The sequence below is a fragment of the Tenacibaculum holothuriorum genome (assembly GCF_002120225.1).
Taxonomy (GTDB): domain Bacteria; phylum Bacteroidota; class Bacteroidia; order Flavobacteriales; family Flavobacteriaceae; genus Polaribacter; species Polaribacter holothuriorum.
This window is the reverse complement of record NZ_LAPZ01000002.1, coordinates 155,177-181,106: the sequence shown is the minus strand read 5'-3', so window position 1 is coordinate 181,106 and position 25,930 is coordinate 155,177. Positions and strand designations below refer to the sequence as shown.

General features: G+C 32.0%; 22 protein-coding genes. 13 read left to right on the top strand and 9 right to left on the bottom strand.

Annotated features, from left to right (window positions below; all coding sequences use genetic code 11):
- Positions 1-125: 125 nt before the first annotated feature.
- Complete coding sequence (gene pruA / locus WH52_RS03665) at positions 126-1,751, bottom strand: L-glutamate gamma-semialdehyde dehydrogenase (protein ID WP_086029579.1); 1,626 nt, start codon at positions 1,749-1,751, stop codon at positions 126-128.
- A gap of 198 nt (positions 1,752-1,949) precedes the next feature.
- On the opposite strand from pruA, the gene WH52_RS03660 reads away from it, so the two are divergent.
- On the top strand, positions 1,950-2,636 hold the full coding sequence (locus WH52_RS03660; RefSeq protein WP_086029578.1) for an NRDE family protein: 687 nt from the start codon (positions 1,950-1,952) through the stop codon (positions 2,634-2,636).
- Between the two features lie 6 nt (positions 2,637-2,642).
- Here the strand turns inward: WH52_RS03660 and WH52_RS03655 are convergent, their stop codons facing one another.
- Genes WH52_RS03655 through WH52_RS03640 form a run of 4 tightly spaced genes read right to left on the bottom strand, consistent with a single transcriptional unit; the run spans position 2,643 to position 5,958 of the window.
- Complete coding sequence (locus tag WH52_RS03655; protein ID WP_086029577.1) at positions 2,643-3,764, bottom strand: DUF3667 domain-containing protein; 1,122 nt, start codon at positions 3,762-3,764, stop codon at positions 2,643-2,645.
- The gene (apaG, locus tag WH52_RS03650) at positions 3,764-4,150 is read right to left on the bottom strand and encodes a Co2+/Mg2+ efflux protein ApaG (protein WP_086029576.1); all 387 of its coding nucleotides are present in this window, start codon (positions 4,148-4,150) and stop codon (positions 3,764-3,766) included. Before apaG ends, WH52_RS03655 begins: the two co-directional genes overlap by 1 nt.
- A gap of 52 nt (positions 4,151-4,202) precedes the next feature.
- A complete protein-coding gene (locus WH52_RS03645) occupies positions 4,203-5,423 on the bottom strand; it encodes a type IX secretion system plug protein (protein ID WP_086029575.1) in 1,221 nt (406 codons plus the stop codon).
- Positions 5,416-5,958, bottom strand: a complete 543-nt coding sequence (locus WH52_RS03640) for a hypothetical protein (protein WP_086029884.1) — start codon at positions 5,956-5,958, stop codon at positions 5,416-5,418. Before WH52_RS03640 ends, WH52_RS03645 begins: the two co-directional genes overlap by 8 nt.
- Before the next feature lie 193 nt (positions 5,959-6,151).
- Between WH52_RS03640 and WH52_RS03635 the strand changes: the two genes are divergently transcribed.
- Genes WH52_RS03635 through nqrF form a run of 6 tightly spaced genes read left to right on the top strand, consistent with a single transcriptional unit; the run spans position 6,152 to position 12,202 of the window.
- On the top strand, positions 6,152-7,504 hold the full coding sequence (locus WH52_RS03635; RefSeq protein WP_086029574.1) for a Na(+)-translocating NADH-quinone reductase subunit A: 1,353 nt from the start codon (positions 6,152-6,154) through the stop codon (positions 7,502-7,504).
- Between the two features lie 3 nt (positions 7,505-7,507).
- The gene (locus tag WH52_RS03630) at positions 7,508-8,713 is read left to right on the top strand and encodes an NADH:ubiquinone reductase (Na(+)-transporting) subunit B (protein WP_086029573.1); all 1,206 of its coding nucleotides are present in this window, start codon (positions 7,508-7,510) and stop codon (positions 8,711-8,713) included.
- 2 nt (positions 8,714-8,715) lie between these two features.
- Entirely contained in the window at positions 8,716-9,456 is a 741-nt protein-coding gene (locus tag WH52_RS03625) for a Na(+)-translocating NADH-quinone reductase subunit C (RefSeq protein WP_086029572.1), read from the top strand.
- Between the two features lie 2 nt (positions 9,457-9,458).
- A complete protein-coding gene (locus tag WH52_RS03620; RefSeq protein WP_086029571.1) occupies positions 9,459-10,103 on the top strand; it encodes an NADH:ubiquinone reductase (Na(+)-transporting) subunit D in 645 nt (214 codons plus the stop codon).
- A 52-nt stretch (positions 10,104-10,155) separates the two neighbouring features.
- Positions 10,156-10,893, top strand: coding sequence for an NADH:ubiquinone reductase (Na(+)-transporting) subunit E (nqrE, locus tag WH52_RS03615; RefSeq protein WP_086029570.1), 738 nt, complete (start codon positions 10,156-10,158; stop codon positions 10,891-10,893).
- 1 nt (position 10,894) lies between these two features.
- Complete coding sequence (gene nqrF, locus WH52_RS03610; RefSeq protein ID WP_086029569.1) at positions 10,895-12,202, top strand: NADH:ubiquinone reductase (Na(+)-transporting) subunit F; 1,308 nt, start codon at positions 10,895-10,897, stop codon at positions 12,200-12,202.
- Positions 12,203-12,762: 560 nt separating this feature from the next.
- Here nqrF and WH52_RS03605 read toward each other — a convergent pair.
- Positions 12,763-13,221: a Na(+)-translocating NADH-quinone reductase subunit F gene (locus WH52_RS03605; RefSeq protein ID WP_086029883.1), complete on the bottom strand. Its 459-nt coding sequence runs from the start codon at positions 13,219-13,221 to the stop codon at positions 12,763-12,765.
- Between the two features lie 60 nt (positions 13,222-13,281).
- On the opposite strand from WH52_RS03605, the gene WH52_RS03600 reads away from it, so the two are divergent.
- The 3 genes from WH52_RS03600 (at position 13,282) to WH52_RS03590 (ending at position 15,897) form a co-directional block, all read left to right on the top strand.
- Positions 13,282-14,637 carry a DEAD/DEAH box helicase gene (locus WH52_RS03600; RefSeq protein ID WP_086029882.1) on the top strand — a complete coding sequence of 452 codons (1,356 nt, stop codon included), beginning with the start codon at positions 13,282-13,284 and terminating at the stop codon, positions 14,635-14,637.
- Positions 14,637-14,999 carry a Na(+)-translocating NADH-quinone reductase subunit F gene (locus WH52_RS03595; RefSeq protein ID WP_086029568.1) on the top strand — a complete coding sequence of 121 codons (363 nt, stop codon included), beginning with the start codon at positions 14,637-14,639 and terminating at the stop codon, positions 14,997-14,999. The genes WH52_RS03600 and WH52_RS03595 overlap by 1 nt, the downstream gene beginning before the upstream one ends.
- Positions 15,000-15,318: 319 nt before the next feature.
- Positions 15,319-15,897 (top strand): uracil-DNA glycosylase family protein, encoded by a 579-nt coding sequence (locus WH52_RS03590; RefSeq protein WP_086029567.1) that lies wholly within the window; start codon positions 15,319-15,321, stop codon positions 15,895-15,897.
- Positions 15,898-16,215: 318 nt separating this feature from the next.
- On the opposite strand, the gene polA is transcribed toward WH52_RS03590, so the two are convergent.
- On the bottom strand, positions 16,216-19,044 hold the full coding sequence (polA, locus tag WH52_RS03580) for a DNA polymerase I (protein ID WP_086029565.1): 2,829 nt from the start codon (positions 19,042-19,044) through the stop codon (positions 16,216-16,218).
- A gap of 163 nt (positions 19,045-19,207) precedes the next feature.
- On the opposite strand from polA, the gene WH52_RS03575 reads away from it, so the two are divergent.
- The 3 genes from WH52_RS03575 to WH52_RS03565 all read left to right on the top strand — a co-directional run bounded on the left by WH52_RS03575 (position 19,208) and on the right by WH52_RS03565 (position 22,015).
- Positions 19,208-20,341: a serine hydrolase domain-containing protein gene (locus tag WH52_RS03575; protein ID WP_086029564.1), complete on the top strand. Its 1,134-nt coding sequence runs from the start codon at positions 19,208-19,210 to the stop codon at positions 20,339-20,341.
- A gap of 69 nt (positions 20,342-20,410) precedes the next feature.
- Positions 20,411-21,634, top strand: a complete 1,224-nt coding sequence (locus tag WH52_RS03570; RefSeq protein WP_086029563.1) for a metallophosphoesterase — start codon at positions 20,411-20,413, stop codon at positions 21,632-21,634.
- 87 nt (positions 21,635-21,721) lie between these two features.
- Positions 21,722-22,015, top strand: coding sequence for a thioredoxin family protein (locus WH52_RS03565; protein WP_086029562.1), 294 nt, complete (start codon positions 21,722-21,724; stop codon positions 22,013-22,015).
- Here WH52_RS03565 and WH52_RS03560 read toward each other — a convergent pair.
- Together WH52_RS03560 and WH52_RS03555 are read right to left on the bottom strand one after the other, a co-directional pair.
- The gene (locus tag WH52_RS03560; RefSeq protein WP_086029561.1) at positions 22,012-22,650 is read right to left on the bottom strand and encodes a polysaccharide deacetylase family protein; all 639 of its coding nucleotides are present in this window, start codon (positions 22,648-22,650) and stop codon (positions 22,012-22,014) included. The two genes, WH52_RS03565 and WH52_RS03560, sit on opposite strands and share 4 nt — an antisense overlap.
- A 3-nt stretch (positions 22,651-22,653) precedes the next feature.
- On the bottom strand, positions 22,654-25,767 hold the full coding sequence (locus WH52_RS03555; protein WP_086029560.1) for a glycosyltransferase family 117 protein: 3,114 nt from the start codon (positions 25,765-25,767) through the stop codon (positions 22,654-22,656).
- Between the last annotated feature and the right edge of the window lie 163 nt (positions 25,768-25,930).

Below are 25,930 nucleotides of genomic sequence, written 5' to 3'. Positions count from 1 at the left end.
TAATTTAGAAAGTGAAAATTTATTTAAATGACTGTATGTGGTTTAAGAATCAACAAAAAAGCAACCTGATAAGGTTGCTTTTTAAATTATTATAAAATTCTGAAACTAATTCAGAATAAAATTTTCTATCCTAAGAAAGGATATTTATAACTTTCTGGAGAAACAAAAGTTTCTTTAATTAATCGAACAGAAGTCCAACGTAATAAGTTTTGAGCAGAACCTGCTTTATCATTTGTTCCAGAAGCTCTAGCCCCACCAAATGGTTGTTGTCCTACAACTGCACCCGTTGGCTTATCGTTGATGTAGAAATTACCAGCAGCATTTTCTAATGCTTTTGATGCCTTTTCTACGATATATCTGTCAGTTGAGAAAATAGCACCAGTTAATGCATACTCAGTAGATTCGTCAACTAATTTTAAAGAAGCTTCCCACTCTGCATCTTCGTAAATGTAAATTGTAATTACAGGTCCGAATAATTCAGTAGTCATTGTTGCGTATGTTGGAGACTTTGCAAGAATTACTGTTGGCTCAATAAAATAACCTTTCGATTTATCGTGGTTACCACCAATAATAACTTCTGCATCAGCATCTGCTTTAGCAGCATCAATATAGCTAGCAATCTTATCGAAAGAACCTTCGTGAATTACTGCATTGACAAAGTTTGATGGATCTTCTGGTGATCCCATTTTTAATTCAGAAGTTTGCGCTTCTAAATGCTTTTTAACATCTGCCCACATTGAAGCAGAAATATAAGCACGAGAAGCCGCAGAACATTTTTGTCCTTGGTATTCAAAAGCACCTCTTGTAATTGCTGTAGCAACTTGTAATGGATTTGCTGAATTGTGTGCCCATATAAAATCTTTACCTCCAGTTTCACCTACAATTCTTGGATATGTTTTATAGGTTTCAATATTCATACCGATTTGTTTCCATAAATGTTTGAAAACATGTGTAGATCCTGTAAAGTGTAATCCAGAGAAATCAGGAGAAGATAATGCAGTATCAGTAATCATTACTGGATCACCATATACAACATTAATTACACCGTCAGGTAAACCAGCTTCTTTAAATAAATCTACAATTACTTGTGCAGAATATGCTTGGTGGTCAGATGGTTTCCATACTACTACGTTCCCCATTAATGCAGCCGCAGCTGGTAAGTTAGCAGCAATCGAAGTAAAGTTAAATGGAGTAATTGCGTATACAAAACCTTCTAATGGTCTGTACTCAACTCTGTTCCAAATTCCAGGAGCAGATTCTGGCTGATCTTTAAAGATATCCGTCATGTATTGTACATTAAAACGGAAGAAATCTATCATTTCACAAGCAGCATCAATTTCTGCTTGGTGTACGTTTTTAGATTGTGCAATCATCGTTGCAGCATTCATTTTAGCACGGTAAGGACCTGCTAATAATTCAGCAGCTTTTAAGAAGATTGAAGCACGTTCCATCCAAGAAACAGAAGACCAAGCTTCTCTTGCAGCTAATGCAGTTTCAATTGCTTTTTCTACGTGAGCTTTATCAGCAGTATGGTATTGTCCAACTACATGTTTATGGTCATGTGGAGGAGTAATATTTCTGGTATTTCCAGTTCTAACTTCTTTACCGTTAATATGCATAGGTACATCAATGTTACTGTTAAACATTGATTTGTAAGTAGCTAATAATTCTTCTCTTTCTGGAGAGCCAGGAGCGTATCCTTTTACAGGTTCGTTTACTGCTTTCGGAACATTAAAAAATCCTCTTGCCATTTTGTATGTTGTTTGTTTAAAAAGTTATTTTTTTCAATTAAAAAGTAAAAAACACAATCTAATACTATTAATTTGCAAAGATTAATGTGTGTTACTTTAATCAAACAATCTTAGATTGATTTGAGGCGCAAAGTTAACACTTATTTTTAGTAATTACTAGGTAGTTTTTACGTCTTAACTTACCAAAAAAGATACGATATGTGTACGGTAACTTATTTACCTTTAGAAAATAACGATTTTATATTGACTTCTAACAGAGATGAAGATCCGAAGAGAAAAACAATAGCTCCCAAAACTTATGATGAAGACGGTGTGAAATTAACTTATCCTAAAGATGAGTTAGCAGGAGGTACTTGGATTGGTTTGTCTGAAAAAAACAGATTGATTTGTTTATTAAATGGAGGCTTTACTAAACATCAAAGAGCTGAGAATTATAGAATGAGTAGGGGAGTTATAGTAAAAGAATTATTAAAAGTAAATAACCCTGTTGAGGTAATTGAATCTTTTGATTTTGATGGAATAGAGCCTTTTACAATTGTGTTAGTTGATTGGGGAAAAGGACTAAATGCCTATGAGTTAGTGTGGGATGGTGAACAAAAACACTTCCAAAAATTAGGAAGTGAGCCCAAAATATGGTCATCATCTACGTTGTATGATGAAGAGATGAAGCAACTTCGTAGAGAGTGGTTTGCAGGCTGGGTAAAAGAGAATCCAAGTTTTCTTCCGCAGGAAAAAATAGTAGATTTCCACCAAGATGAAACCAAAGGGAATCCTGAAATTTCTTTAAAAATGAAACGATCTTATGTAGAGACAGTAAGCGTTACTTCTGTCTATAAAAAAGAAGATAAAGTATCTTTACAGTATTTGGATTTTATTAACTCTTAAATTTGTTTATGATAGTATAAATGCTGTAAACGATATAATTGCAACTCCTATGGCAGCAAGTATTACAAAAACAAAGTTTACAAAAGAGTATTTAATAAAAGTTTTTATATAACCCTGTCGGTAAAACTTTTTCATGGCTAGAAAAAGATAGATTAAAAATGCTCCTGTAAATACTAACCAAGCATCTGAGTTATGATTTATAGAGTAAATTATTAAAAATAAAATAAGTAAAATAAAGAATACTGTTTGTGTATGAAAAACAAAAACTAAGTGTTCTACATATGTAAATTTTCTCCTTATGTATACAAATTTTATAAATAACGTGAAAATAGGGAGTAATACAAATAACGAAACAGAAGCATATGATATTAGTTGTTTAAAAAACTCTTTTCCATTAGAAGTTTCCCAAGAATTTATAACATTTACTCTAGTGTATAAGAACTTATTAAAAAAAGTTTTTTCAATTTTTAAACTATCAAGAGCTGTTTGAATTGGTAGTTGAGGGTTCTTATATTGAAACTTCTTCATTCTGGATATTCTGGTTCCAAAATTAATATTAAGGTTTCTTTTTCCAGCTTCTTTAATTGCTGTAGAATCTAGGTCTGGAACTAAATTTAGAATCTGCTTTTTTGTTGTAGAATCTACATTTTTAAGTTCTTTGCTAAGTTGAGTTTTTATTGTGGTATTAATAGAATCTAACTCCTTTTTTGTTAAATTTTTAGTGGGGTCAGAAAAATTAATTTGGCTAGGTGTGGTTACTGTAGCTTCATCTTTATTTAGGTCAGTGAAATTTTGGTATGTGTTTATAAAACCAAGTACTAAAAAGAATAAAATTGAAACGGTAAGATAAAATCGGAACGGATTAGTGTAGCGAACTCTTTTCCCTTCTATATAGTCTTTCGATACTTTTCCTGGAGAAATTAATAAAGGGACTATAGTTTTCCAAAATTTAGCATCCCAAGAAATAAAACCATTAAAAACTTCGGCTAAAAAGCTTTTAAACGTAATTTTTGCTTTTTTGTTTTTTTGTCCACAATCTGGACAGAATTTTTCTTGACCGTTAAAAGGATATCCACAATTTAAGCAATTAGGTTCTTTTATAATTACTACTTTGTTCTTTTTAAGCATTAGTTTAAAGTAGGCGTAGTTGTTAGTTGAAAAGTAGGTATGGTTACTAAAAATTCTTCAGAAGTATTTAAATTAACCATTTTATAATGCCCCGACATGGCCCCTATTTGAGAAAGTAATAAACAGTTAGACTTGTAGTTGTATTGGTCGTTTGGATTTAAAGTAGGAGTTTGTCCTACAACACCTTCGCCTTCTACATATTCTACATCATTAAGAGAGTCGTGAATTACCCAAAAACGTTCTAATAATTGTACAGTATCTTTAGATTTGTTTTCAATAGAAATAAAGTAGCTAAAAGCAAAATTTTGTTGATGCCCTCGATAAACAGCTCCATTGAAAACTGTTTTTACAGAAACCTTTATGCCTTTAGTAATTTGTTGAAACATTACCCTAAAAATAAAGGTTTTTATGTTTTATTACAAGAAGTAAGTAGTAATCTTAACGATTTTGATTGAAAAAACCGTTTCCAACTCCAATAACTCTGTCGTATAAACCACCAAAAGGTTTGTAATAAACAATTACAGTGTACTCGTTTTCAGTTTGAAAGAAAGAGCCGTCTATCTCATGAAGATTAACATTATTATTTTTATCAACAGTTACAAAACCATAGTTGTAAAAGCCTTGTTTTAATAAAATGCTGGCTTCGTACATTCGTTTTTTTGAATTGTAAGTCATTAGGTTTTCTTCATTCAATTCAAAATTGTTAAAAGCACCAAAAATATATACGTTTTTGTCTTCGTAAGGCTCAAAAGCATCTAATGAAAAATGCATCATAGCATAGTCAGCTTCAGTGTTTGCATTTATACCTTCTAGAGTTCTTATAATAAACTGACCATTAATATCTGGATTGTAGGTGTAAGGTCTGTCGGCTCTTGGAGTATCGGTGTAAAGATAGTTGTGGTAAATATCTTTACGTTCAGTCCTAGCAACTCCTACACTTGTGTTTCGGATAAATTTATTATCGAAATTTAAAAATTCATTTCCTCCCCAAAAGTTGGTTTTCAGAGTGTAATTATAAATCAATCTGTTCGGATTGAAAAATTGCGGTTGAAGATTATTTATGGCGGTATTCCAATCGTTATTTTGAAATAATGTAACCTTTATTTCTTGTGCTGGATTTACAATATTGAAATTAGGATAGTTTACAGAAAACTGAACCGTTTGTTGTTCGTTAAATGTTTGTGTATTTCTACTTCTATAGACAGCGACACCAACTGTTGTCATGTCTTCGTAAAATACACATCGTCTTGAAAAAATAACTTCGTCATCTTCATTTAATACAGAAATTAAATAATTTCCGCTTTTAGTAATAATGGTGTTTTGATTGGGGATGTTAACCGAGTAATGTGTGTAAGGTTGTAAGGTGTTGAAAGAATTTTCAAAATTCAAAATTTCATTTTGTTCAAACCCTTCTATGTATTGATTGGTGGCTAAGTTACTAGTTTTCCAATCATAAGTCATATGCTCAATTTTGTATTGATAATCTTTATTATCCGCATCCAAATCGTCAAACGAAAGTTGTAAAATAGTACCTAAAGGAACAATAGCCGCATATTGCTTATTGTTTAAAAGAGGTCTGAGCTGGATGGTTTTAATGTTTTGTGAATGAGAAACATTAAAAGCTATAAGGAAAAAGAGAAATAAATATGTTTTATTCATTGATGATTTTTTCAATTTCTTCTTGTAAACCTTTTTCAGTTACTATTATTTCACGTAAGTATAGTTTTAATAGCTCTTTCTTTTCTTTTTCTGTTTTTTTGACATTATTATAAGTGAAATTAAGTATGTACTGAACTTTTTTATCTAAAAGTTCTTTTCCGTCATCTATATTTGATAGTAGAATAACTTTCTTGTAATCTAATAATTCTATTTTTGAGTTTGAAAGTGCTTTCCAAGAATTTGTTTTAATAGAAGGAAAGTTAAGTCCATTTGCTTTAACCATTACTTCTAAAAGTGTTAGTTTATCATCATTAATATATTTGTTAACTGTGTCAAGAAGTATTTGTTGTTTTTTGAAATTTTCTTTAATTTTTTTATTTGTTTCTGTTAAATCTTTTTTTATTGATAAGTAAGCCTTGGTGACATAGGCTTTATCTTTCCTTTCTTCATTCCAATTATTTATAAACAATGCAATTAAAATACCAAGAATTACAGGTATAATTTCTTTTATAATTTGTTTAATGTACTTTTTCAATTTAAAAATCTTTTCCAAAAGTTGTGCGCTCAAATATACTTAAATCAAAAATAGCACCAAATGTGGTTAAGGTGTAATTTAGAATAAATATAAATAAAGAGTATTCGAAAAGATAAAAAACCAAAAACTTACCCAAAGTTTTCAAAATCTGTAAATTTGCGTGTTTTTTAAGAAAATCAAATTATTAGTTACTATGTCAAAAGACATCCGTATAAAGAAAGGGCTTGATATAAAGCTCGTTGGCGAAGCAGAACAGGTAACTACCGATCTTCCATTAGGTAGTGTTTTTGCGATTAAGCCAGATGATTTTCACGGCATAACCCCAAAACTTTTAGCAAGAGAAGGAGCAGAAGTAAAAGCAGGTGAAGCACTTTTTTATGATAAAAGTGATGAACGTATTTTATTTCCTAGTCCTGTGAGTGGGAAAGTTACTGAGGTGGTTCGTGGAGCTCGTAGAAAAGTTTTAGCTATTAAAATTGCTGCCGATGGTAAGCAAGAATACAAAGATTTTGGTAAGGTAGATGTAGATGCAATGTCTGGTGAAGAAGTGAAAAATCACTTGTTTGCTTCAGGTTGTTGGCCATTTGTTAAGCAACGTCCGTATGATATTGTTGCAAACCCTAACCAAGCGCCAAAAGCAATTTTTGTATCTGCTTATGCAAGTGCACCATTAGCTGCAGATTACGATTACACGTTAAAAGGTAAAGAAGCTGAATTGCAAACTGCTTTAACTGCGTTAACAAAGTTAACAGAAGGTAAAGTTCATGTTTCAATAGCAAAAGATGCAACATTATCTCCGTTTAAAGATGTTAAAGGAGTTGAGTTGCACAAGGTTTCTGGTCCTCACCCAGTGGGTAATGTAAGTACTCAAATTGCACAAATCGATCCTATTAATAAAGGAGAAGTTGTATGGGTAGTTACTCCACAAGATTTAGTGGTGATTGGCGAGTTATTGTTAACAGGTAAGTTTAATGCTACTAGAACTGTTGCATTAACAGGATCTAAATTTAGCAAGCCACAATATGTTACTGCATTAGCAGGAGCTCAACTTTTTGATGTTACTAAAGGTAATTTAGAAGGAGATAACGCTCGTGTTATTAGTGGTAATGTTTTAAGCGGAGAGCAAGTTGGTGAAGACGGTTTCTTAGGTTATTATGATAATCAAGTAACTGCTATTCCAGAAGGAAACGATTACGAATTCTTCGGATGGAACAAGCCAATCTTTAATAAAATATCTACATCGAGAGCATTTACGTTCTCTTGGTTAAATCCGAAGAAAAAATACGATTTAAATACAAATACCAACGGAGAGCACAGAGCATTCGTTGTAACTGGTTCGTATGAGGAAGTATTCCCGTTAGATATTTACCCAATGCAATTATTAAAAGCTTGTATGTACAAAGACCTAGACGAAATGGAAGGGTTAGGAGCTTATGAAATTGCACCAGAAGATTTTGCATTAACAGAATTTATTTGTGTATCAAAACAGCCGCATCAAAAAATCATTCGTGAAGGATTAGATTTAATGCGTTCAGAATTAGGATAAGACATGGGCTTAAAACAAAATTTACATAATTTAAAAGAGAAATATAAAGGTACTAAGATGGCACCTGCGTTTAACGCAATCCACACCTTTTTATATTTGCCTAATGAGATTACTCATGGAGGAACTCATATTAAGGCAGCAGACGATTTAAAGCGTACGATGAATATCGTAATTATGGCATTAGTTCCGTGTTTACTATTCGGAATGTTTAATGCAGGTTACCAACACAACGCTGCAATCAATGGATTTACAGAAGGAATGTCTTTCTTTAGTGGAGACTTCTGGAATATGGACAATTTCTTAATTGGTTTAAAGAAAATTTTACCATTAGTAATTGTATCATATGTAGTAGGATTAGTAATTGAATTCATCTTCGCAGTAATTAAAGGACACGAAGTAGAAGAAGGTTACTTAGTAACAGGAATGTTAGTTCCGTTAATCGTACCAGTAGATTTACCATTATGGATGTTAGCAGTAGCTGTAGCATTCGGTGTAGTAATTGGTAAAGAAGTATTTGGTGGTACAGGAATGAATATTTTAAATCCGGCATTAACAATTCGTGCATTTTTATTCTTTGCATATCCAACTTGGATGTCGGGAGATAAAGTATGGGTGTACGATGCAGTAGAAAGAGCTGGAAGTGCAGACGCTATTTCAGGAGAAACTGTATTAGGTAGTTTAGCACAATCACAACCATTAAGTTATTCAGTTTCTGATATGTTCTTCGGATTTATTCCAGGTTCAGTAGGAGAAACGTCAACATTATTAATCTTATTAGGAGCATTATTCTTAATCTTCACTAAGATTGGTAGTTGGAGAATCATGTTGTCTTCAGTAATCGGAGCTTTAGCAATGGGGTACATCTTTAACTTAGTTGTTGACGCTGGAGTTATTGGAGAAACTAGTAAGTTCTACGGATTAATGAGTTTAGATTTCTGGAAACATTTATTAATTGGAGGTTTTGCATTTGGTGCTGTGTACATGGCTACTGATCCTGTAACAGCTTCTCAAACGAATAAAGGTAAATGGATTTACGGATTCTTAATTGGTTTTATTTCAATTATGATTCGTGTATTCAACCCAGCATATCCAGAAGGAGTAATGTTAGCAATCTTATTAATGAATGTATTTGCTCCAACAATCGATCACTATGTGGTTCAAGGAAATGTAAAAAGAAGATTAAAACGTTTAAAAGCTAAAACTGCCTAATTATGAGTAAGAAGACAGATAGTAATGTATATACGGTAGTATTCGCAATAGGAATGGTACTAGTAGTAGGTGCTTTATTAGCTTTCACAGCATCATCATTAAGACCTACGATAGACGCTAACAAACGTATAGAAAAGCAACAAAATATTTTATACGCTATGGGCGTAAACGATAACGATGAAACAAGCGTTGCATTTGTTGCTAAAGATAAAGTAGCAGAGGAGTTTGCAAAATACATTAAGAAGCAATTAGTTATTGAAGGAACAAATGTTTCTGAAGATGCTAAAGCTTATTTAATTGATATTAAAAAGCAACAAACTTTAGCTAAAGATGGTAAAACTCGTAAGCTTCCTTTATTTGTTGGAGAAAAAGATGGGAAAACATTTTACATCGCTCCAATTAGAGGTAAAGGTTTATGGGATGCTATTTGGGGTTATGTAGCTATGGATAAAAATATGGTTGTTCAAGGAGTTTATTTTGACCATGCCGGTGAAACTGCTGGTTTAGGTTCAAATATTAAACAACGTTATTTTATGGATGATTTTGCTGGTGAAGATTTAATGAAAGATGGAGTTTTTGCTGGAATCAGAGTAGCAAAGGGAAATAACGACCCAAAGAACGAAGACAAAAAAGATAACGAGGTTGACGCTATTGCTGGGGCTACAATTACTGGAGACGGTGTGTCTGCAATGATTAAGTCTGAGTTAAGACAATACGTGCCTTACTTTAAAACATTAAAATAATTATGGGACTTTTATCAAAGAAAGACGCAGGATTAATTAAAGATCCATTAGCAGATAATAACCCAATTACCATTCAGGTATTAGGTATCTGTTCAGCATTAGCAATTACAGCAGAGCTTAAAGCTGCAGTTGTAATGGCAATTTCTGTATTGTTTGTTTTAGGAGCAGGTAACGTGGTTATTTCTTTAATGAGAAATATTATTCCTTCTAAAATTAGAATTATTGTTCAGTTAATTGTTGTTGCAACATTAGTAATTATTGTAGATCAAGTATTAAAAGCCTTTGCTTATGAATTAAGTAAAACATTAGGAGCTTTTATTGGTCTTATTATTACCAACTGTATTATTATGGGACGTTTTGAAGCATTTGCTTTAGGTAATGGGCCATGGAAATCGTTCTTAGATGGTGTAGGTAACGCATTAGGATACGGTGTAATTTTAATAATCGTAGCATTCTTTAGAGAGTTATTAGGATCTGGAACTTTATTTGGTTTCCCAGTATTAGGTGACTCTGTTGAGAAAACAGGATTATATGCATTCGGTTACGAGAATAATGGATTTATGATTATGCCTCCAATGGCGTTAATCGTAGTAGGTATTATTATTTGGGTACAACGTAGTAGAAACAAAGCATTAATCGAGGACTAGGCACATAGTGTCATTCTGAACTAGTTTTAGAATCTCATTAAAAAATAGAAAAATGGAATTATTAGAATTATTTTTCAAATCGATATTTATAGATAACATGGTATTCGCTACATTCTTAGGAATGTGTTCTTACCTTGCTATCTCTAAAAAAGTATCTACATCGGTAGGTATGGGAGCTGCGGTTATTTTCGTACTAGCAGTAACAGTACCTGTAAACTGGTTATTAGATCAATATATATTAAAAGCAGGAGCTTTATCTTGGTTAGGTGAAGAATACGCAGATTACGATTTAAGTTTCTTATCATTTATCATGTTTATTGCAACAATTGCTACCATGGTACAATTAGTAGAAATAATTGTTGAAAAATTTGCTCCAGCATTATATAACTCTTTAGGTATTTTCTTACCACTTATTGCAGTAAACTGTGCAATTTTAGGAGGGTCTTTATTCATGCAATCTCGTGAAATTCCAACCTTAAGCCAATCATTTGTATATGGTATAGGCTCTGGTATCGGATGGTTCTTAGCAATTTTAGCAATTGCTGCTATTCGTGAGAAGATTCGTTATTCTCAAGTGCCACCTGCATTAAGAGGTTTAGGAATTACATTTATTATTACTGGTTTAATGGCTATCGGATTTATGAGTTTCGGTGGAATGTTAACTGGTGGTGATGATGCAAGTAAAAAAGAAGAGACTCCAAAAGCTCAAGTTGAGGTAGAAGTGAAGAAAGAAGAGGTAAAAGAGTCTACAAAAGAATTAGCTACTAACACTAAAGAAATTACAGAATAATATGTTTTTAGAAGCAAGCACAGGTGGTACGGTACTAATCACGGTATTAGCGTTTTTAGCGGTAATCTTGGTATTAGTAGCCTTACTATTATTTGTAAAAGAAAAATTGGCTCCGTCAGGACCAGTAAAAATTACCATTAATGGTGATAAAACTATTGAAGTTGCTTCAGGTAGTACTTTATTAACTACTTTAGGTAACGAAAAGATCTTTTTACCATCGGCATGTGGTGGAGGTGGATCTTGTATTCAATGTGAATGTCACGTAAATTCTGGTGGAGGTGAAGCTTTACCAACAGAAACACCACACTTTACTCGTAAAGAATTAGCACATGGTATTCGTTTAGCATGTCAGGTTAAGGTAAAACAAGATATGGACATTTCGATTCCAGAAGAAATTTTTGGAATTAAGAAATGGGAAGCAACAGTTGTACGTAATTATAACGTAGCTTCATTCATTAAGGAATTTGTAGTTGAGATTCCAGAAGATATGGACTATAAAGCAGGAGGATATATTCAAATTGAAATTCCACCTTGTGAAATCAAGTTCAAAGATATGGATATCACTGCGCACCCTGAAGAGCATGAAACTCCAGATAAATTCCAAGTAGAATGGGACAAGTTCGGATTATGGCCATTAGTAATGAAGAACGACGAATTAGTAGAAAGAGCTTATTCGATGGCTTCTTATCCAGCAGAAGGACGTGAAATTATGTTAAACGTTCGTATTGCTACTCCGCCATGGGATAGAGCTAAAAATGGATGGATGGATGTTAATCCAGGGGTTGCATCGTCTTATGTATTCTCAAGAAAAGTAGGAGATAAAGTAACTATTTCTGGACCTTATGGAGAATTCTTCATCAACGAATCTGAAGCAGAAATGTTATATGTAGGAGGTGGAGCTGGTATGGCACCAATGCGTTCTCACTTATATCACTTATTCAAAACATTAAAGACGGGTCGTAAAGTATCATATTGGTACGGAGGTCGTTCTAAGCGTGAATTATTCTATTTAGAGCACTTCTGGGCATTAGAGAAAGAATTCCCTAACTTCAAGTTCCATATTGCTTTATCTGAGCCATTAGAGGAAGATAACTGGAAAGTTAAAGAAGATATTGATGCAGAAGGAGATGGGTTTGTTGGATTCGTTCATAACTGTGTAATTGAACAATATTTAAGTAAGCATGATGCTCCTGAAGATATTGAATTATACTTCTGTGGACCACCATTAATGAACAAAGCTGTACAAAAAATGGGAGAAGATTTTGGTATTCCAGACGAGAACATTCGTTTTGATGACTTTGGAGGATAAAATCTTTAGAGAAACTAATAATTTAAAAACCGATACAATTTTGTGTCGGTTTTTTTATTTCAGAAACTTATATCCATGAATTTATTGGTTAAAGTTATTTTGGGTAAAAATATTAGGGTAAATACTTTTATATCTGTTATGTATTAAAATAGAAATTATGTGCTGTCCGAATTGTAATTCTAAAATTAAAGTTAAAAAAAGAAAAGTGATTAATAGAGTTTTTATGCTAAGCGAAAAGTATAAATGCTTTGAGTGTAAGTCAGAATATATTTATTTTCCAATTATTAAAAAGTCGTGTTTATTGTTTCAAAATTGATATAAATAACGAAAAAACAACCATTTATATATTAAAATGCACCAATTAAAAGAAAGATGAGAATTGAGCTGAAATAAGTTTTAAATTGTATAAAAAACAGATAAAATGTATTGTCCAAATTGCCAATCGACTTTCGTAAAGAGAAAAAGAAGAAGTTTTATTGAAAAAATAGTGTTTTTCAATAAGAAAAAATTCAAATGTTTTAGTTGTAAAAAAGAGTTTATGTCAAGTCTAAATAAACTTGCTAAAAAATAGCATCGAATTTATATACAGGAGAATTTTCTTCATATTCAAATATTTTTGAATAATCCATCACATTAGCAATATTCTCGAAAGAGCATAATAAAGCTACTACCTCACTAAGTGCATTAAATAGCATTTCCTTATCAGTAGAATTATCTGGTTTCATATTATAATGGCAAAGAGGAGTCTTAAATCCGCAGGCATCTAAAAAAGTCTTTTCAATTTTTAATAATTCTAACGGAGTATAGCCATTAAACTTGCGTCCTAAGTTTTGATGTACTCTACCTACATAACTTAGTTCTAAAGAACCGTGTTTGTCCGATAGATGTTTCCAACTATCATGATTGTCTAAAATATTCCCTACTGCGCATGCCGAACAACATTCAGGGTTCAATTCATCGTTATGAAAAGCATTGTAAAGCTTAATCAGTGCATTTTCTAGTCGTTTTGGTATTTCCATGATAAACAGAATTAAAACTCCTTTAAATATACGAAATATTGGTTGTACCTTTGCAGAATGATTACTTTTCAAGATATAGACTTATCAAACCCGTTAAGAAATGCTATCGATGATCTTGGTTTTGAGAACCCAACACCAATTCAAGAGCAAGCGTTTCCAATAGTACGTTCGGGTAAAGATGTTGTAGGAATTGCGCAAACAGGTACAGGAAAAACCTTTGCGTATATGTTACCTATTTTACGCGATTTAAAATTTTCTAAGCAATTAACTCCAAGAGTGTTAATATTAGTACCTACAAGAGAATTAGTAGTACAAGTTGTTGAAGAGATTGAAAAATTAGCAAAGTATATTACACTTAGAGTTTTAGGGGTTTATGGAGGAGTAAATTTAAACAGGCACAAACAAGCAGTAGCAGAAGGTTGCGATATACTTGTAGCAACTCCAGGGCGTTTGTATGATTTAGGTGTAAGTAGAGTATTAAAGTTAAAGTCTATTCAAAAACTAGTAATCGATGAAGTAGATGTAATGTTAGATTTAGGATTTAGATTCCAAATCTTAAATATATTCGATTTACTTCCAGAAAGACGTCAAAACGTAATGTTTTCTGCAACAATGACGGAAGATGTAGCGGCTTTAATTGATGACTTTTTTGTGGCGCCTAAGAAGATTGCCATTGCTGTTAGTGGAACTCCGTTAGATAACATTCAGCAAACGGCATATAATGTTCCAAATTTTTATACGAAAATCAATTTGTTAAACGAATTGTTATTCGATAAGAATGATTTTAGTAAAGTGCTAGTCTTTGCAGAAAACAAAAGAACTGCTGATAAAATTTTTGAATTAACGCAAGAAGAATATCCAGGTCAAGTATGTGTGTTGCACTCTAATAAAACACAGAATTATAGATTGCATGCTATTGAAGAGTTTAATACAGGAACTAAGCGAATTTTAGTAGCTACTGACGTTATTGCACGTGGATTAGATTTAGTAGAAATCACACATGTTGTAAACTTTAATACACCATATTTTCCTGAAAACTACATGCATCGAATTGGTAGAACAGGGCGTGCAGAACACGAAGGGAAATCAATTTTATTTTCTACAGAAAAAGAACAAGAAGCAAAAGGTAGAATAGAGGAGTTGATGGATTATGAGATTCCGTTATTAGAAATTCCAGAACATGTTCAAATCTCTAATCAATTAACAGAAGATGAGCGTCCTAGAGAAGATAAAGATCAATCGAAAAATCGTACTTCTCAAGAATATGTTCCAGGACCAGCATTTCACGAAAAGAAAGAGAAAAACAAGAAAGTTAATTTAGGGGGGGCTTATCGAAGAGAAATAGCAAAAAAGTATAAGAAACCTAAAACGAGAGGAGATAAAAATTACAATAAAAGAAACAAGAAAAAAAGGTAATGCGAGCATTAACAGAGCAAGAGTTACATAATTTAGCAATGAATATTGTAGGTAAGAAACTACAAGAAATGGGCTATGAATTTGTTGCTATAAATAGTGAATTAAAAAGGCATCCTCAATTTGTTTTATTTAAAAAAGGAGAGCCTACTATTTTTGTTTTAGTAAAGGCTACAAATAACATTCAATCTCCACAAGAATATGATGTTTTATGGATGGAAACATTTAAAGAACATGCAAAAAAACAGAACGCAAATGTATGGTTTGCTGGAGTAGGTTTAGCCAATGCCGAAAGTGTCGATTTGCCTGTTTTTAAAGATCAACCTTACTACGTTGCATTCGAAGATTTTGTGAAAATCCTATAATCCCATTATTTAAGTAGGGTAAAATTATGCCGTTTATACATAATTTAGTGTAATTCATACATTTAGGGTGAAAACCCTTTTGAATAACCTCTTCTTATTGTTAAATTTGTTATGGGGAATTTAAATTATTATTTATGAAATCACAATTACTTAAGGGGATTCGAAGCTTTTTAAAATCACTTTTCGTAACACTTGCCGAATTTGGGAAAGGAGCAAGTTACGCTATCAATCATTAAGATTAAAAAGTTTTGAAAAAAAACACTCGTTACAGGAAAGTAACGAGTGTTTTTTTTATAAGATAATTTGTATTTTTATGAATATGGATGATTTACTTTTAGAAATTAAAAACTGCCGTATTTGTAAAGATTATATAACACCACGCCCAGTGGTTTTTGCAAATCCAAATTCTAAAATAATTATTGTAGGTCAAGCTCCAGGAACAAAAGTACATGCTTCTGGAATTCCGTGGGATGATGCCAGCGGAAAACAGTTGAGAAAATGGTTAAATGTTACCGATGAACAATTTTATAACACCGATTTATTTGGAATAATTCCTATGGGATTTTGTTATCCTGGAAAAGGAAAGAGTGGTGATTTACCGCCCAGAAAAGAATGCGCTCCTAAATGGCATACAGCTTTGTTTAAAGAACTTAACAATGTTGAGCTAGTTTTATTAATAGGAATGTATGCACAAAATTATTATTTAAAAGATAAAGCAAAACGAACACTTACTGAAACAGTAAATAACTATCCTGAATATTTGCCTAAATATTTCACGTTACCACATCCATCACCAAGAAATAGATTTTGGTTAACTAAAAATCCTTGGTTTGAAAAAGAAGTGATACCTGAGTTACAAAAAAGAATCAGGAAATTATTAAATAAGAAAAAAATATAAGTAGTAAACTAAAACATGCATTAACTTTATTTGTTATTTATATCTATATGAAAGTTAGGGTTTTAATTTCTGGAATTTAATTCGTTTTTAATTTTTTTAATATTTCCATAATATATTGGAATTATTGTAAACAAAACACTTGGAACTATAATTAAAGATCTAAAAATACTATTATCTTCCCTAGTTAGTAAATTATATAGACAAATTATAAAAAGAATGGATGAAACTCCTGCTAAAAACCCTGTTGATATTTTAAGTAATTTTAGCTTATTCTCTAAATTCTCTGTAGTTTTTTCTTTTAAAGTCATTGTTTGTTTCTTAATGTGCCTCTAACCAATTTTCACCTAAACCAACTTCAACATCTAACGGAACACTCATTTTATAAGCATTTTCCATTTCTTGTTTAATAATTGGTTTAATAGTTTCTAATTCGTCTTTATGAGCGTCAAAAACCAATTCGTCGTGCACTTGTAATAACATTTTCGATTTAAAATTTTCTTCTTCAAATCGTTTGTGAATATTAATCATGGCAAGTTTAATAATATCTGCTGCACTACCTTGTATTGGGGCATTTACAGCATTTCGTTCTGCTGCACCACGAACAATAGCATTTCTTGAGTTTATATCTTTTAAATAACGACGACGACCTAAAACCGTTTCTACATATCCGTTTTCACGCGCAAAATCTACCTGTTTAGAGATATAGTTTCTAAGCTTTGGATACGTTTCATAATAAGTATCAATTAAAGCTTTTGCTTCTTTACGAGTTAAGGAAGTTTGATTACTTAAACCAAAAGAAGAAACTCCATAAATAATTCCGAAATTTACTGTTTTAGCATTACTACGTTGTTCGCGAGTAATTTCATTAAGAGGAACGTTAAATACTTTTGCAGCGGTAGAAGCATGAATGTCTTCTCCTTCTTGGAAAGCTTTAATCATGGTTTCTTCTTCACTTAAAGCAGCAATAATCCTCAATTCTATTTGAGAATAATCGGCAGCTAATAAAACATGATTTTCATCCTTCGGAATAAAAGCTTTACGAACTTCTTGCCCTCTTTTCGTACGAATAGGAATATTCTGTAAATTCGGATTGTTAGAACTTAATCTTCCCGTAGCAGCAACCGCTTGAGCGTATACTGTATGAACACGTTGGTCTTTTGGATTAATTTCATTCGGTAAAGCATCTACATAAGTGCTTTGTAATTTTTTATACTGACGATATTCTAAAATATCAGAAACAATTTGATGTTCTTTTAACGACGATAAAACATCTTCGGCAGTAGAATATTGACCCGTTTTTGTTTTCTTAGGCTTGTCTACCAATTTCAATTTTTCAAAAAGAATTGGTCCTAATTGTTTAGGGGAAGCAATATTAAACTCTTCATCAGCTTGCTCGTAAATACGTTTTTCTAAGCTAGAAATATCGCTGGTTAAATCTGCAGAAAGAGATTTTAAAAATTCAGTATCTAAATTAATACCTTCAATTTCCATAGCTGTAAGAACAGAAACTAAAGGAGTTTCAACTTCATTAAAAAGTTGTGTAAGTTTTCCTTCTTCTAATTCTTTAGCAAAGTATTCTTTTAATTGATAGGTAATATCGGCATCTTCTACTGCATATTCTGTTTGACGAGGAATATCTACTTGTCGCATAGACAATTGATTCTTTCCTTTTTTACCAATCAATTCAGTAATAGGAACGGGTTGATAATTTAAATACGTTTCAGAAAGAACATCCATACCATGACGCATGTCTGGATTGATCAAATAATGCGCTATCATGGTATCGAATAATTTTCCTTTTACAGAAATATTGTAGTTCGATAATACCTTGATGTCGTATTTTAAATTATGACCAATTTTCTCGATAGTTGAGTTTTCAAAAAACGGACGAAACTCTTCAATAATAGCTTGAGTTTCTTCCTGATTTTCTGGAAATGAAACATAATATCCTTTACCAGCTTCCCAAGAAAAAGCAATTCCAATAAGTTCTACCTCTAAAGCTTTTAGTCCTGTGGTTTCAGTATCAAAACAAACAGAGTTTTGTTGTTGTAACTTTTGTAATAAAAGCTTTCTCGAAACAGGAGTGTTTACATGTTGGTAAAAATGAGAAGTGTTGTCAATAGTTTTAAAACCATTTACAGTTTGTTCTTCTGTTATTGTTCCACTCCCTGGGGTAGCAAATAAGTCAAACTGACCACTATTAGTGTTTTTAGGTGCTTCAGTTTTTGCTTCTGTTGGTGTTTTAGTTTCTTTTGAAGTAGCTACACCAAAAGTTTTTAAGAAATTATCGGTAAGTCTTCTAAACTCTAAGTCGGTAAAAATTTCTTTGGTTTTTTCAACGTTAGGTTGTTCAAAAATAAGTTTGTCGGTTTCTAACTCAACAGGAACATCTAACATAATAGTAGCTAATTTTTTAGATAACAATCCTAATTCTTGATTAGCTTCTACCTTTTCTTTCATTTTTCCTTTTAGCTCATGAATGTTTTCAAACAAGCCTTCCATAGAACCATAAGCAGCTAAAAACTTTTTAGCTGTTTTTTCTCCAACACCAGGAAGTCCAGGGATATTATCTACTGAATCTCCCATCATCCCTAAGAAATCAATTACTTGTTCAGGACGTTCTACACCAAACTTGGCTTGTACTTCTTCAACTCCCCATTTTTCATAACCGTTACCCATTCGTGGAGGGCGGTACATAAAAATATTATCAGAAACCAATTGCGCATAATCTTTATCGGGAGTAACCATATAGGTTTCTAGTCCAATTTTTTCAGCTTTTTTGGCTAATGTTCCTATAATATCATCAGCTTCATAACCTTCTTTTACAATGGCAGGAATATTCATTGCTTCCAATATTTTTTCAATATAAGGAATAGCAATTTTAATAGCCTCCGGAGTTTCTTGTCGGTTTGCTTTATAAGCTTCAAACATTTCTACACGATCTACGCTTCCGCCTTTATCAAAACAAACAGCTAAATAATCGGGTTTTTCACGTTTTATAACATCTAATAAAGAGTTAGTGAAACCTAATACAGCAGAAGTGTCTATTCCTTTTGAGTTGATACGTGGGTTTTTTATAAATGCGTAATATCCTCTAAAAATAAGAGCAAAAGCATCTAGTAAAAAAAGTCTTTTTTTATTTTCCATTGAATAAAATATGCTAGAAAGTATTGAAAATGTCTTAAGTTTTACAACTTTAGACACCGCAGTAAAACTACGAAATATAAAAGCTGATTGAAAAAAAATCAATAAAAAATGAAACAAAGCAACCTAATTTCCGTCGTATAAGGCAACTAAAAAAATCAAGCTTATGAAATTAATATGGAAAATAGTTATTGCCGTTATAGTGCTATCAATTATCGGATTTGGAATCGCAGTATATTGGGCATACAATTCAATGACTACGATTGAACCTTTAGATATTATAACAAGTGATTCACAGATAGAAAAAGTTGAAAAAGCAAATAAATGGTTAGCACAACTTCAAGAAGATGATAAATTTAATGGAGCTGTTTTGCTTGTGAAAAACGATAGTGTATTACTCAAAAACACCTATGGTTTTACTGACGCTTCGAGAAAAGAAAAACTAACAAATCAGTCGTCATTTCGTTTGGCTTCAGTTTCTAAACAGTTTACTGCTTTAGGAATTATGCTATTAAAAGAACAAGGGAAACTCAGTTTTGATGATTCAATTACAAAGTTTTTACCAGAGCTGCCGTACAAAAATGTAACTGTAAGAAATTTATTACATCATACTTCTGGAATTCCAGATGTATATATGGATTTTCCTAAAAAATATAAAGAAGAAATAGGAGAAGTATTAACTGTTTCTAAAATGATTGAGTTGTTAGCAAAAGAGAATTTACCATTAAAGAATCAACCGAATGAAAAACACGTATACAATAATACAGGCTATGTTTTGTTAGCAGGAATTATTGAAAAAGTATCAGGTAAATCTTTTGAAGATTTTATGAAGGTTGAGTTGTTTGATAAACTACAAATGAAAAATACTCGAATTTGGAATTTAGTTTCTAAAACTAAAGATTTTTCAAATAAAACCGCTTCGTTTGAGAATGTTTTAGGGGAGATTATAGAATTAAAACCTGGAGTTTTAGATGGAGTTGCAGGTGATGGATCGGTGTTTAGTTCGATTGATGATTTTGTAATTTGGAATCAGTTTTGGTATAAAAACGCTTTGATTTCAGAAGAAACAAAAAAAGAAGCTTTTACCAAACCGATTTTAAACGATGGGAGTGAGAGTAATTACGGATTTGGGTGGGTAATTATTAATGAAGACTCACACTGGCATAATGGTTCTTGGTTAGGCGCAAAAACAATAATTATAAGAAATGAAAAACTAAAAAACTGTATTGTAGTTTTAGATAATTCTGATAGTTGGAATGTTGATACAATAGCACGAGAATTAGTAAAGGTTTTAAAATAATATTAACTCTTCTTGTTGATTCTTAGGTGTTTTATGTTTGTATATTTGCCGTCTAATAAAATTTAATATATGCCACGTTGGGTATTCCCTTTGCTTATAATTGCAACACTTATTGTCGTTTTTGAGACCTATGCTTTTCAAGCAATTAAAACAGTTACTAAAAATAAAATTATTCGTTATGGCTGGTTGCTATTTGGGTTGCTAGCTTATATAAACTTTTTTTATGTAATATTTTCTTCAGATAGAAGTTCAGGACAAACACGTCAGTTTCAATATGCTTTTGCTTTATTGTTGGTAGCCTTGTTACCTAAGTTAATTATTTTAATAGTTATGTTGGGTGAAGATGTGGTACGTTGGGTTAAAAAAGGAATATCGTATTTCTCTCAAGAAGATACAAAGGCTTTAGATGGAAGAAGAAAGTTTATCTCTCAGCTAGCTTTAGGTTTAGCAGCTATACCACTAGCAAGTTTGTTGTACGGGATTTTTAGAGGAAAGTTCAACTACAAAGTAATCAAGTATCAACTTGCATTTAAAGACTTACCAGAAGCGTTTGATGGATTTACCATTTCACATATTACTGATATTCACTCTGGGAGTTTTGATAATAAAGAAAAAATTCAATACGGAGTAGATTTAATCAACGAGCAAAAGTCTGATGTGATTTTATTTACAGGAGATATTGTAAATAATTTCGCTAAAGAAATGGATGAATGGATTCCTGTTTTTTCTCAGTTAGAAGCTCCTATGGGGAAGTATTCTATTTTAGGAAACCACGATTATGGAGATTATTCAAAATGGAATTCTAAAGAAGAAAAGAAGGCGAATTTTGATGCAATTAAAGAGATTCACCCGAAGATTGGTTTCGAGTTATTGTTGAATGAAAACAGATATCTTGAAAAAGATGGACAAAAAATAGCTCTGGTAGGAGTAGAGAACTGGGGAAAAGGATTTAACCAAGCTGGAGATCTACAGCGAGCCGCTGCGGGCATTAAAAAAGACGATTTTAAAGTGCTAATGAGCCACGATCCAAGTCACTGGGAATATAAGGTGAAAGAAGATGATTTTAACTATCAATTAACCTTAAGTGGGCATACTCATGGTTTACAATTTGGTATTGAAATACCTGGATTCATAAAATGGAGTCCTGCAAAATATGTGTATAAACAATGGGCCGGTTTGTATGAAGAGTTCGGTCGTTATATAAACGTAAATAGAGGCTTTGGGTATCATGCTTTTCCTGGTAGAGTAGGAATTTGGCCAGAAATTACCGTAATAGAACTTAAAAAAGCTTGATTTTCAGTAAAATTAAGTCAATCTTAATGGTTGGCTTATAAAAAAATAGTATTTTTAGGCACTTTACTAAATAAAACGTACATAAAAATGACAAAGTTTGGTGAAATCATTAGTATTAACAAACCAGTGTTAATTGATTTTTATGCTGATTGGGATGAATTCGAACCAAGTTTAGATACACTTCGTGATGTTGCTGCTGCTTTAGGTGATAAAGCAAAAGTGATTAAGATAGATATTAGGAAGAATGAAATTCTTGCTGAAGCATTACGTGTAAAAGGAAATCCTACTTTTATGATTTATAAAAATGGAGAAATGATGTGGCGTCAAACAGGAAATCAAGATGCTAATACTTTAATTGGTTTGGTGCAGCAATACGTTTAAACTATTGATTTAAATTCAAATCCTTTTTCTGAATAATAAGTCAATATTTTTGGTAACACATAGTTTAGCTTTTCACTAGCTTTTAAACTATCGTGAAAAACAATAAGATCTCCGTTTTTAGTGTTTTTTAGTACGTTCTCTAAACATTTTTCTTTCGATATGTTTTTGTCAAAGTCTGCAGAAAGAACACTCCACATTATAATTTTATAACCGTTTTTAAGCAGTTCTTTAGTTTGCTTAGAAGTTATTCTTCCGTAGGGAGGTCTAAACAATGTAGTCTTAAAATCATATTCTTTCTGAATATGATTCTCCGTGAGTTTTATATTAGAGATATATTCTTTAGTGGAATGTTTCCATCCGTTGTAATGATTATGAGTATGGTTACCTATTGAGTGACCTGCATTGTGAATTCGTTGAAATATTTCAGGATGATTTACCACATTTTTACCAATACAGAAGAAGGTAGCTTTGGCGTTGTATTTATCCAAGGTGTCTAAAACGAACTCTGTTACTTCTGGAGTTGGACCATCATCAAAAGTTAAAAATAACTCCTTTTTTATAGACTGAAAACACCACGTATAATTTGAAAATATTCGTTGAATTATACGTGGTGTTCTTATAGGGTACAACCTCATTTATTAAGGTTTTATAGTATCTAGCTGTTGTATAGGTTGCCTTTCCTCTTCCGGCATTAAATGTTTAAATAAACGATAATGCTCTATAAAATTATTTTCTTGTTTGTTTTTATAATCTTTGTCCTTGTCATACCTCATTATTTGAGTTAACAGGTTTTGATACATATATAAATTAGTTTCTAAATTATCTAAAATTAAATCTGTATCTCTACCTCTAAACGTACTATAATACTTAAGCCTTTGTTGAAAGATGTCAATTAAAGTCTCAGCAGTTTCTCTTGCTTTTTCTATATCTCCGATTCTATAATATAATTCAGGGTAGCCTAAAGAAATACTATAGTGACCAAAATCTTTAATTGGCATTTTGTATAACGATAAATCAAGAACATCTTTTGCTTTAACAGAATCTCCTTTCATTAAGAATTCTTCAGACAAGCGCATTAAGTTATTTCGCATAGAAATAGCGTTTCTTTTACTTTGTTCGTCTAAATAAATTTTACCGTTGTTAATTGTTTTCCAATCCCATTTTTTAATATTAGCATACATTTTTTCAGGGTCGATTCTTCCCATATCAAACATAGATTTTCCTTTGTTTGAAGTTTTTATAGGAACTAGTTTATACGCCATTCCATCTAATTGTAAATAATCTTTTAACCAGATGTATTCTTCATCGGCATTAGCACCACCAGTAAAATATATAGGGCGTTTCCAATCAAAATTATTTAAGATGTCTAACATTAAAATTCGATTTTTAGTTAATCCTTGTTCATCAATAGTTACATCGATATAATCTACGATTTTATCAGCGTCTTTAGGATCAACAATACCAGATTCTATGGCATTTTTCTTGTTAACAGGAATTCTAATTTTATTAGTTGGGTAAAACTTTTCTTTAATACCTTCTCTAACTTCAAGGTAAGTTGCATCATTGTCACTTTCAATCCATCTCATAAAATCATTTAATGAAATGATAGAATCTTTTAATTGAGGAAGTGGGTAATGATATGCTACATCAAGTGTACCGTATTTATACTGATCATGTTTTAATCTAGATGGTATTGGGTCTGCTTCATAGGTTTTCTTTTTCATTTGATCGATATACCAATCGGTAGCAAATAAACTAGTGTTAACAAGTTTAATATCGGTTCTAACACCTTCCATTTGCTGCATATACCAAAGCGGGAACGTATCATTATCTCCTATGGTAAAAATAATTGCATTCGGATCACAACTCTCTAAATACGTTTGTGCATTTAATTGAGCAGTATAACGATCTGCTCTATCATGATCATCCCAATTTTGGAATCCCATTAATGTAGGAACTGCTAACAGAGATACGGTTGATACTGCGGTTGCTACCACTTTTTTGTCTGCATAAGATTTTAAAAAATCGTATAAAGCGAGTACTCCAAAACCAATCCACATAGCGAATACATAGAAAGAACCTACAACAGCATAATCACGTTCACGAGGTTCAAAAGGTTTTGGGTTGGTGTAAAATATAATTGCAAAACCAGTAAAGACAAAGAATAATGTTAGTACATATACATTCTTTTTGTCTTTTTGAGCTTGATATAACAAACCAATTAGCCCTAAGATTAATGGTAAGAAATAGTATTTATTACGCCCTTTGTTGTTTTTAATTTCTTCAGGAAGATTGTTTTGTGGACCTAAACGCATTTCATCAATAAAATCTATTCCACTTAACCAGTTTCCGTTTTCAAAATCCAAATGACCTTGAGCATCGTTTTGGCGACCTACAAAATTCCACATAAAATAACGACCGTACATATATCCGAACTGATAGTCGACCATAAATTTCATGTTCTCTAAAAATGTAGGTCTTCTTTTACTACGAGCTGGTATTCCGGCTATTTGTTTGTAATGTTGTTCTGAAGCAGGATTTACCATTCTTGGTATAAACCCTTTGTGTTTGCTAGAGTAATTTGGTAATACGTTTTTATAGTTGTTTACGATTTCGTATTTACCATTACGTTTTTCGTATTTAGGCTTATCGTCTTTATACGGGTTCGATTCGTCTTGATCTCTATCGTAATTAAAAGAGTAGTACTTATCGTAAAAAACATTGGCATCACCATATTGTTCACGATTATAGTATGCTAATAATTCTCGTGCACTTGATGGATTATTTTCATTAATAACAGTATCGGCATTTGCGCGAATAGGAAGCATTAACCATGAAGAAAATCCTATCATAATAAATAGTACCGATAAGATTAACGTGTTTGCTCCTACTAAGTTTTTCTTACGAGTAACTTTTAATCCGTAAATAAATAAACCTATTAAAATGATTCCAGCAATAATAGTTCCTGAGTTATAAGGTAATCCTATTTGATTGATGAAAAATAATTCAGAAATACTAAAGAATTTTAAAGTAAAAGGAAATAAAAACTTGAATACACCAGCTAAAACAAGAATAGAAATTACCGTAGCTATAGCAGTAGTTTTTAAGTTGATGTCTTTATAAGTTTTAAAGAAATACAACATTACGATTGATGGAATTACCAATAATGATAAGATGTGTACTCCGAAAGATAAACCAACAACAAAACTTATTAATACAAGCCACTTATGTCCTCTAGGTTCGTGGATTTCACTCTCCCATTTCAATCCTAACCAAAATAATAAAGCCATTAAGAATGATGACATTGCATATACTTCACCTTCAACAGCACTAAACCAAAAGCTATCAGAAAAAGTATAAGCTAAAGCTCCAACTAAACCACTACCTAGAACAGCAATTTTTTCTCCATTACTAAACTTGTCGTTTTGAGTAGCCATTTTTTTAGCCAAATTGGTAATACTCCAAAACATAAATAAAATAGTAAAAGCACTAGCTAGGGCAGACATAAAGTTTACCATTTTTGCCCATTGTGTAGGATCGTTAGTAAACATTGCAAAGAATGCTCCTAACATTTGGAATAATGGTGCACCCGGTGGATGTCCTACCTCTAACTTTACTGCGGTAGATATATACTCACCACAATCCCAAGAACTCACTGTAGGTTCAAGAGTTAGTGTGTAGGTAATTAATGCAATAGCAAAAGAAACCCACCCTAAAATTGTATTCCACTTTTTATAGCTAAAATTGCTCATAGTTTTGTTGAAAATTTATGCAAATGTATTAAGTGCTAGATATTTTAAGCGAAACAAAAATATAACTTTGATTAACTTATAAAGAACTACAAGGCGATAAAGTTGTGTTAAATGAAAAAAAACACAAAAAATTTGTCGAATTAAAAGTTTGTTTTATATTTGC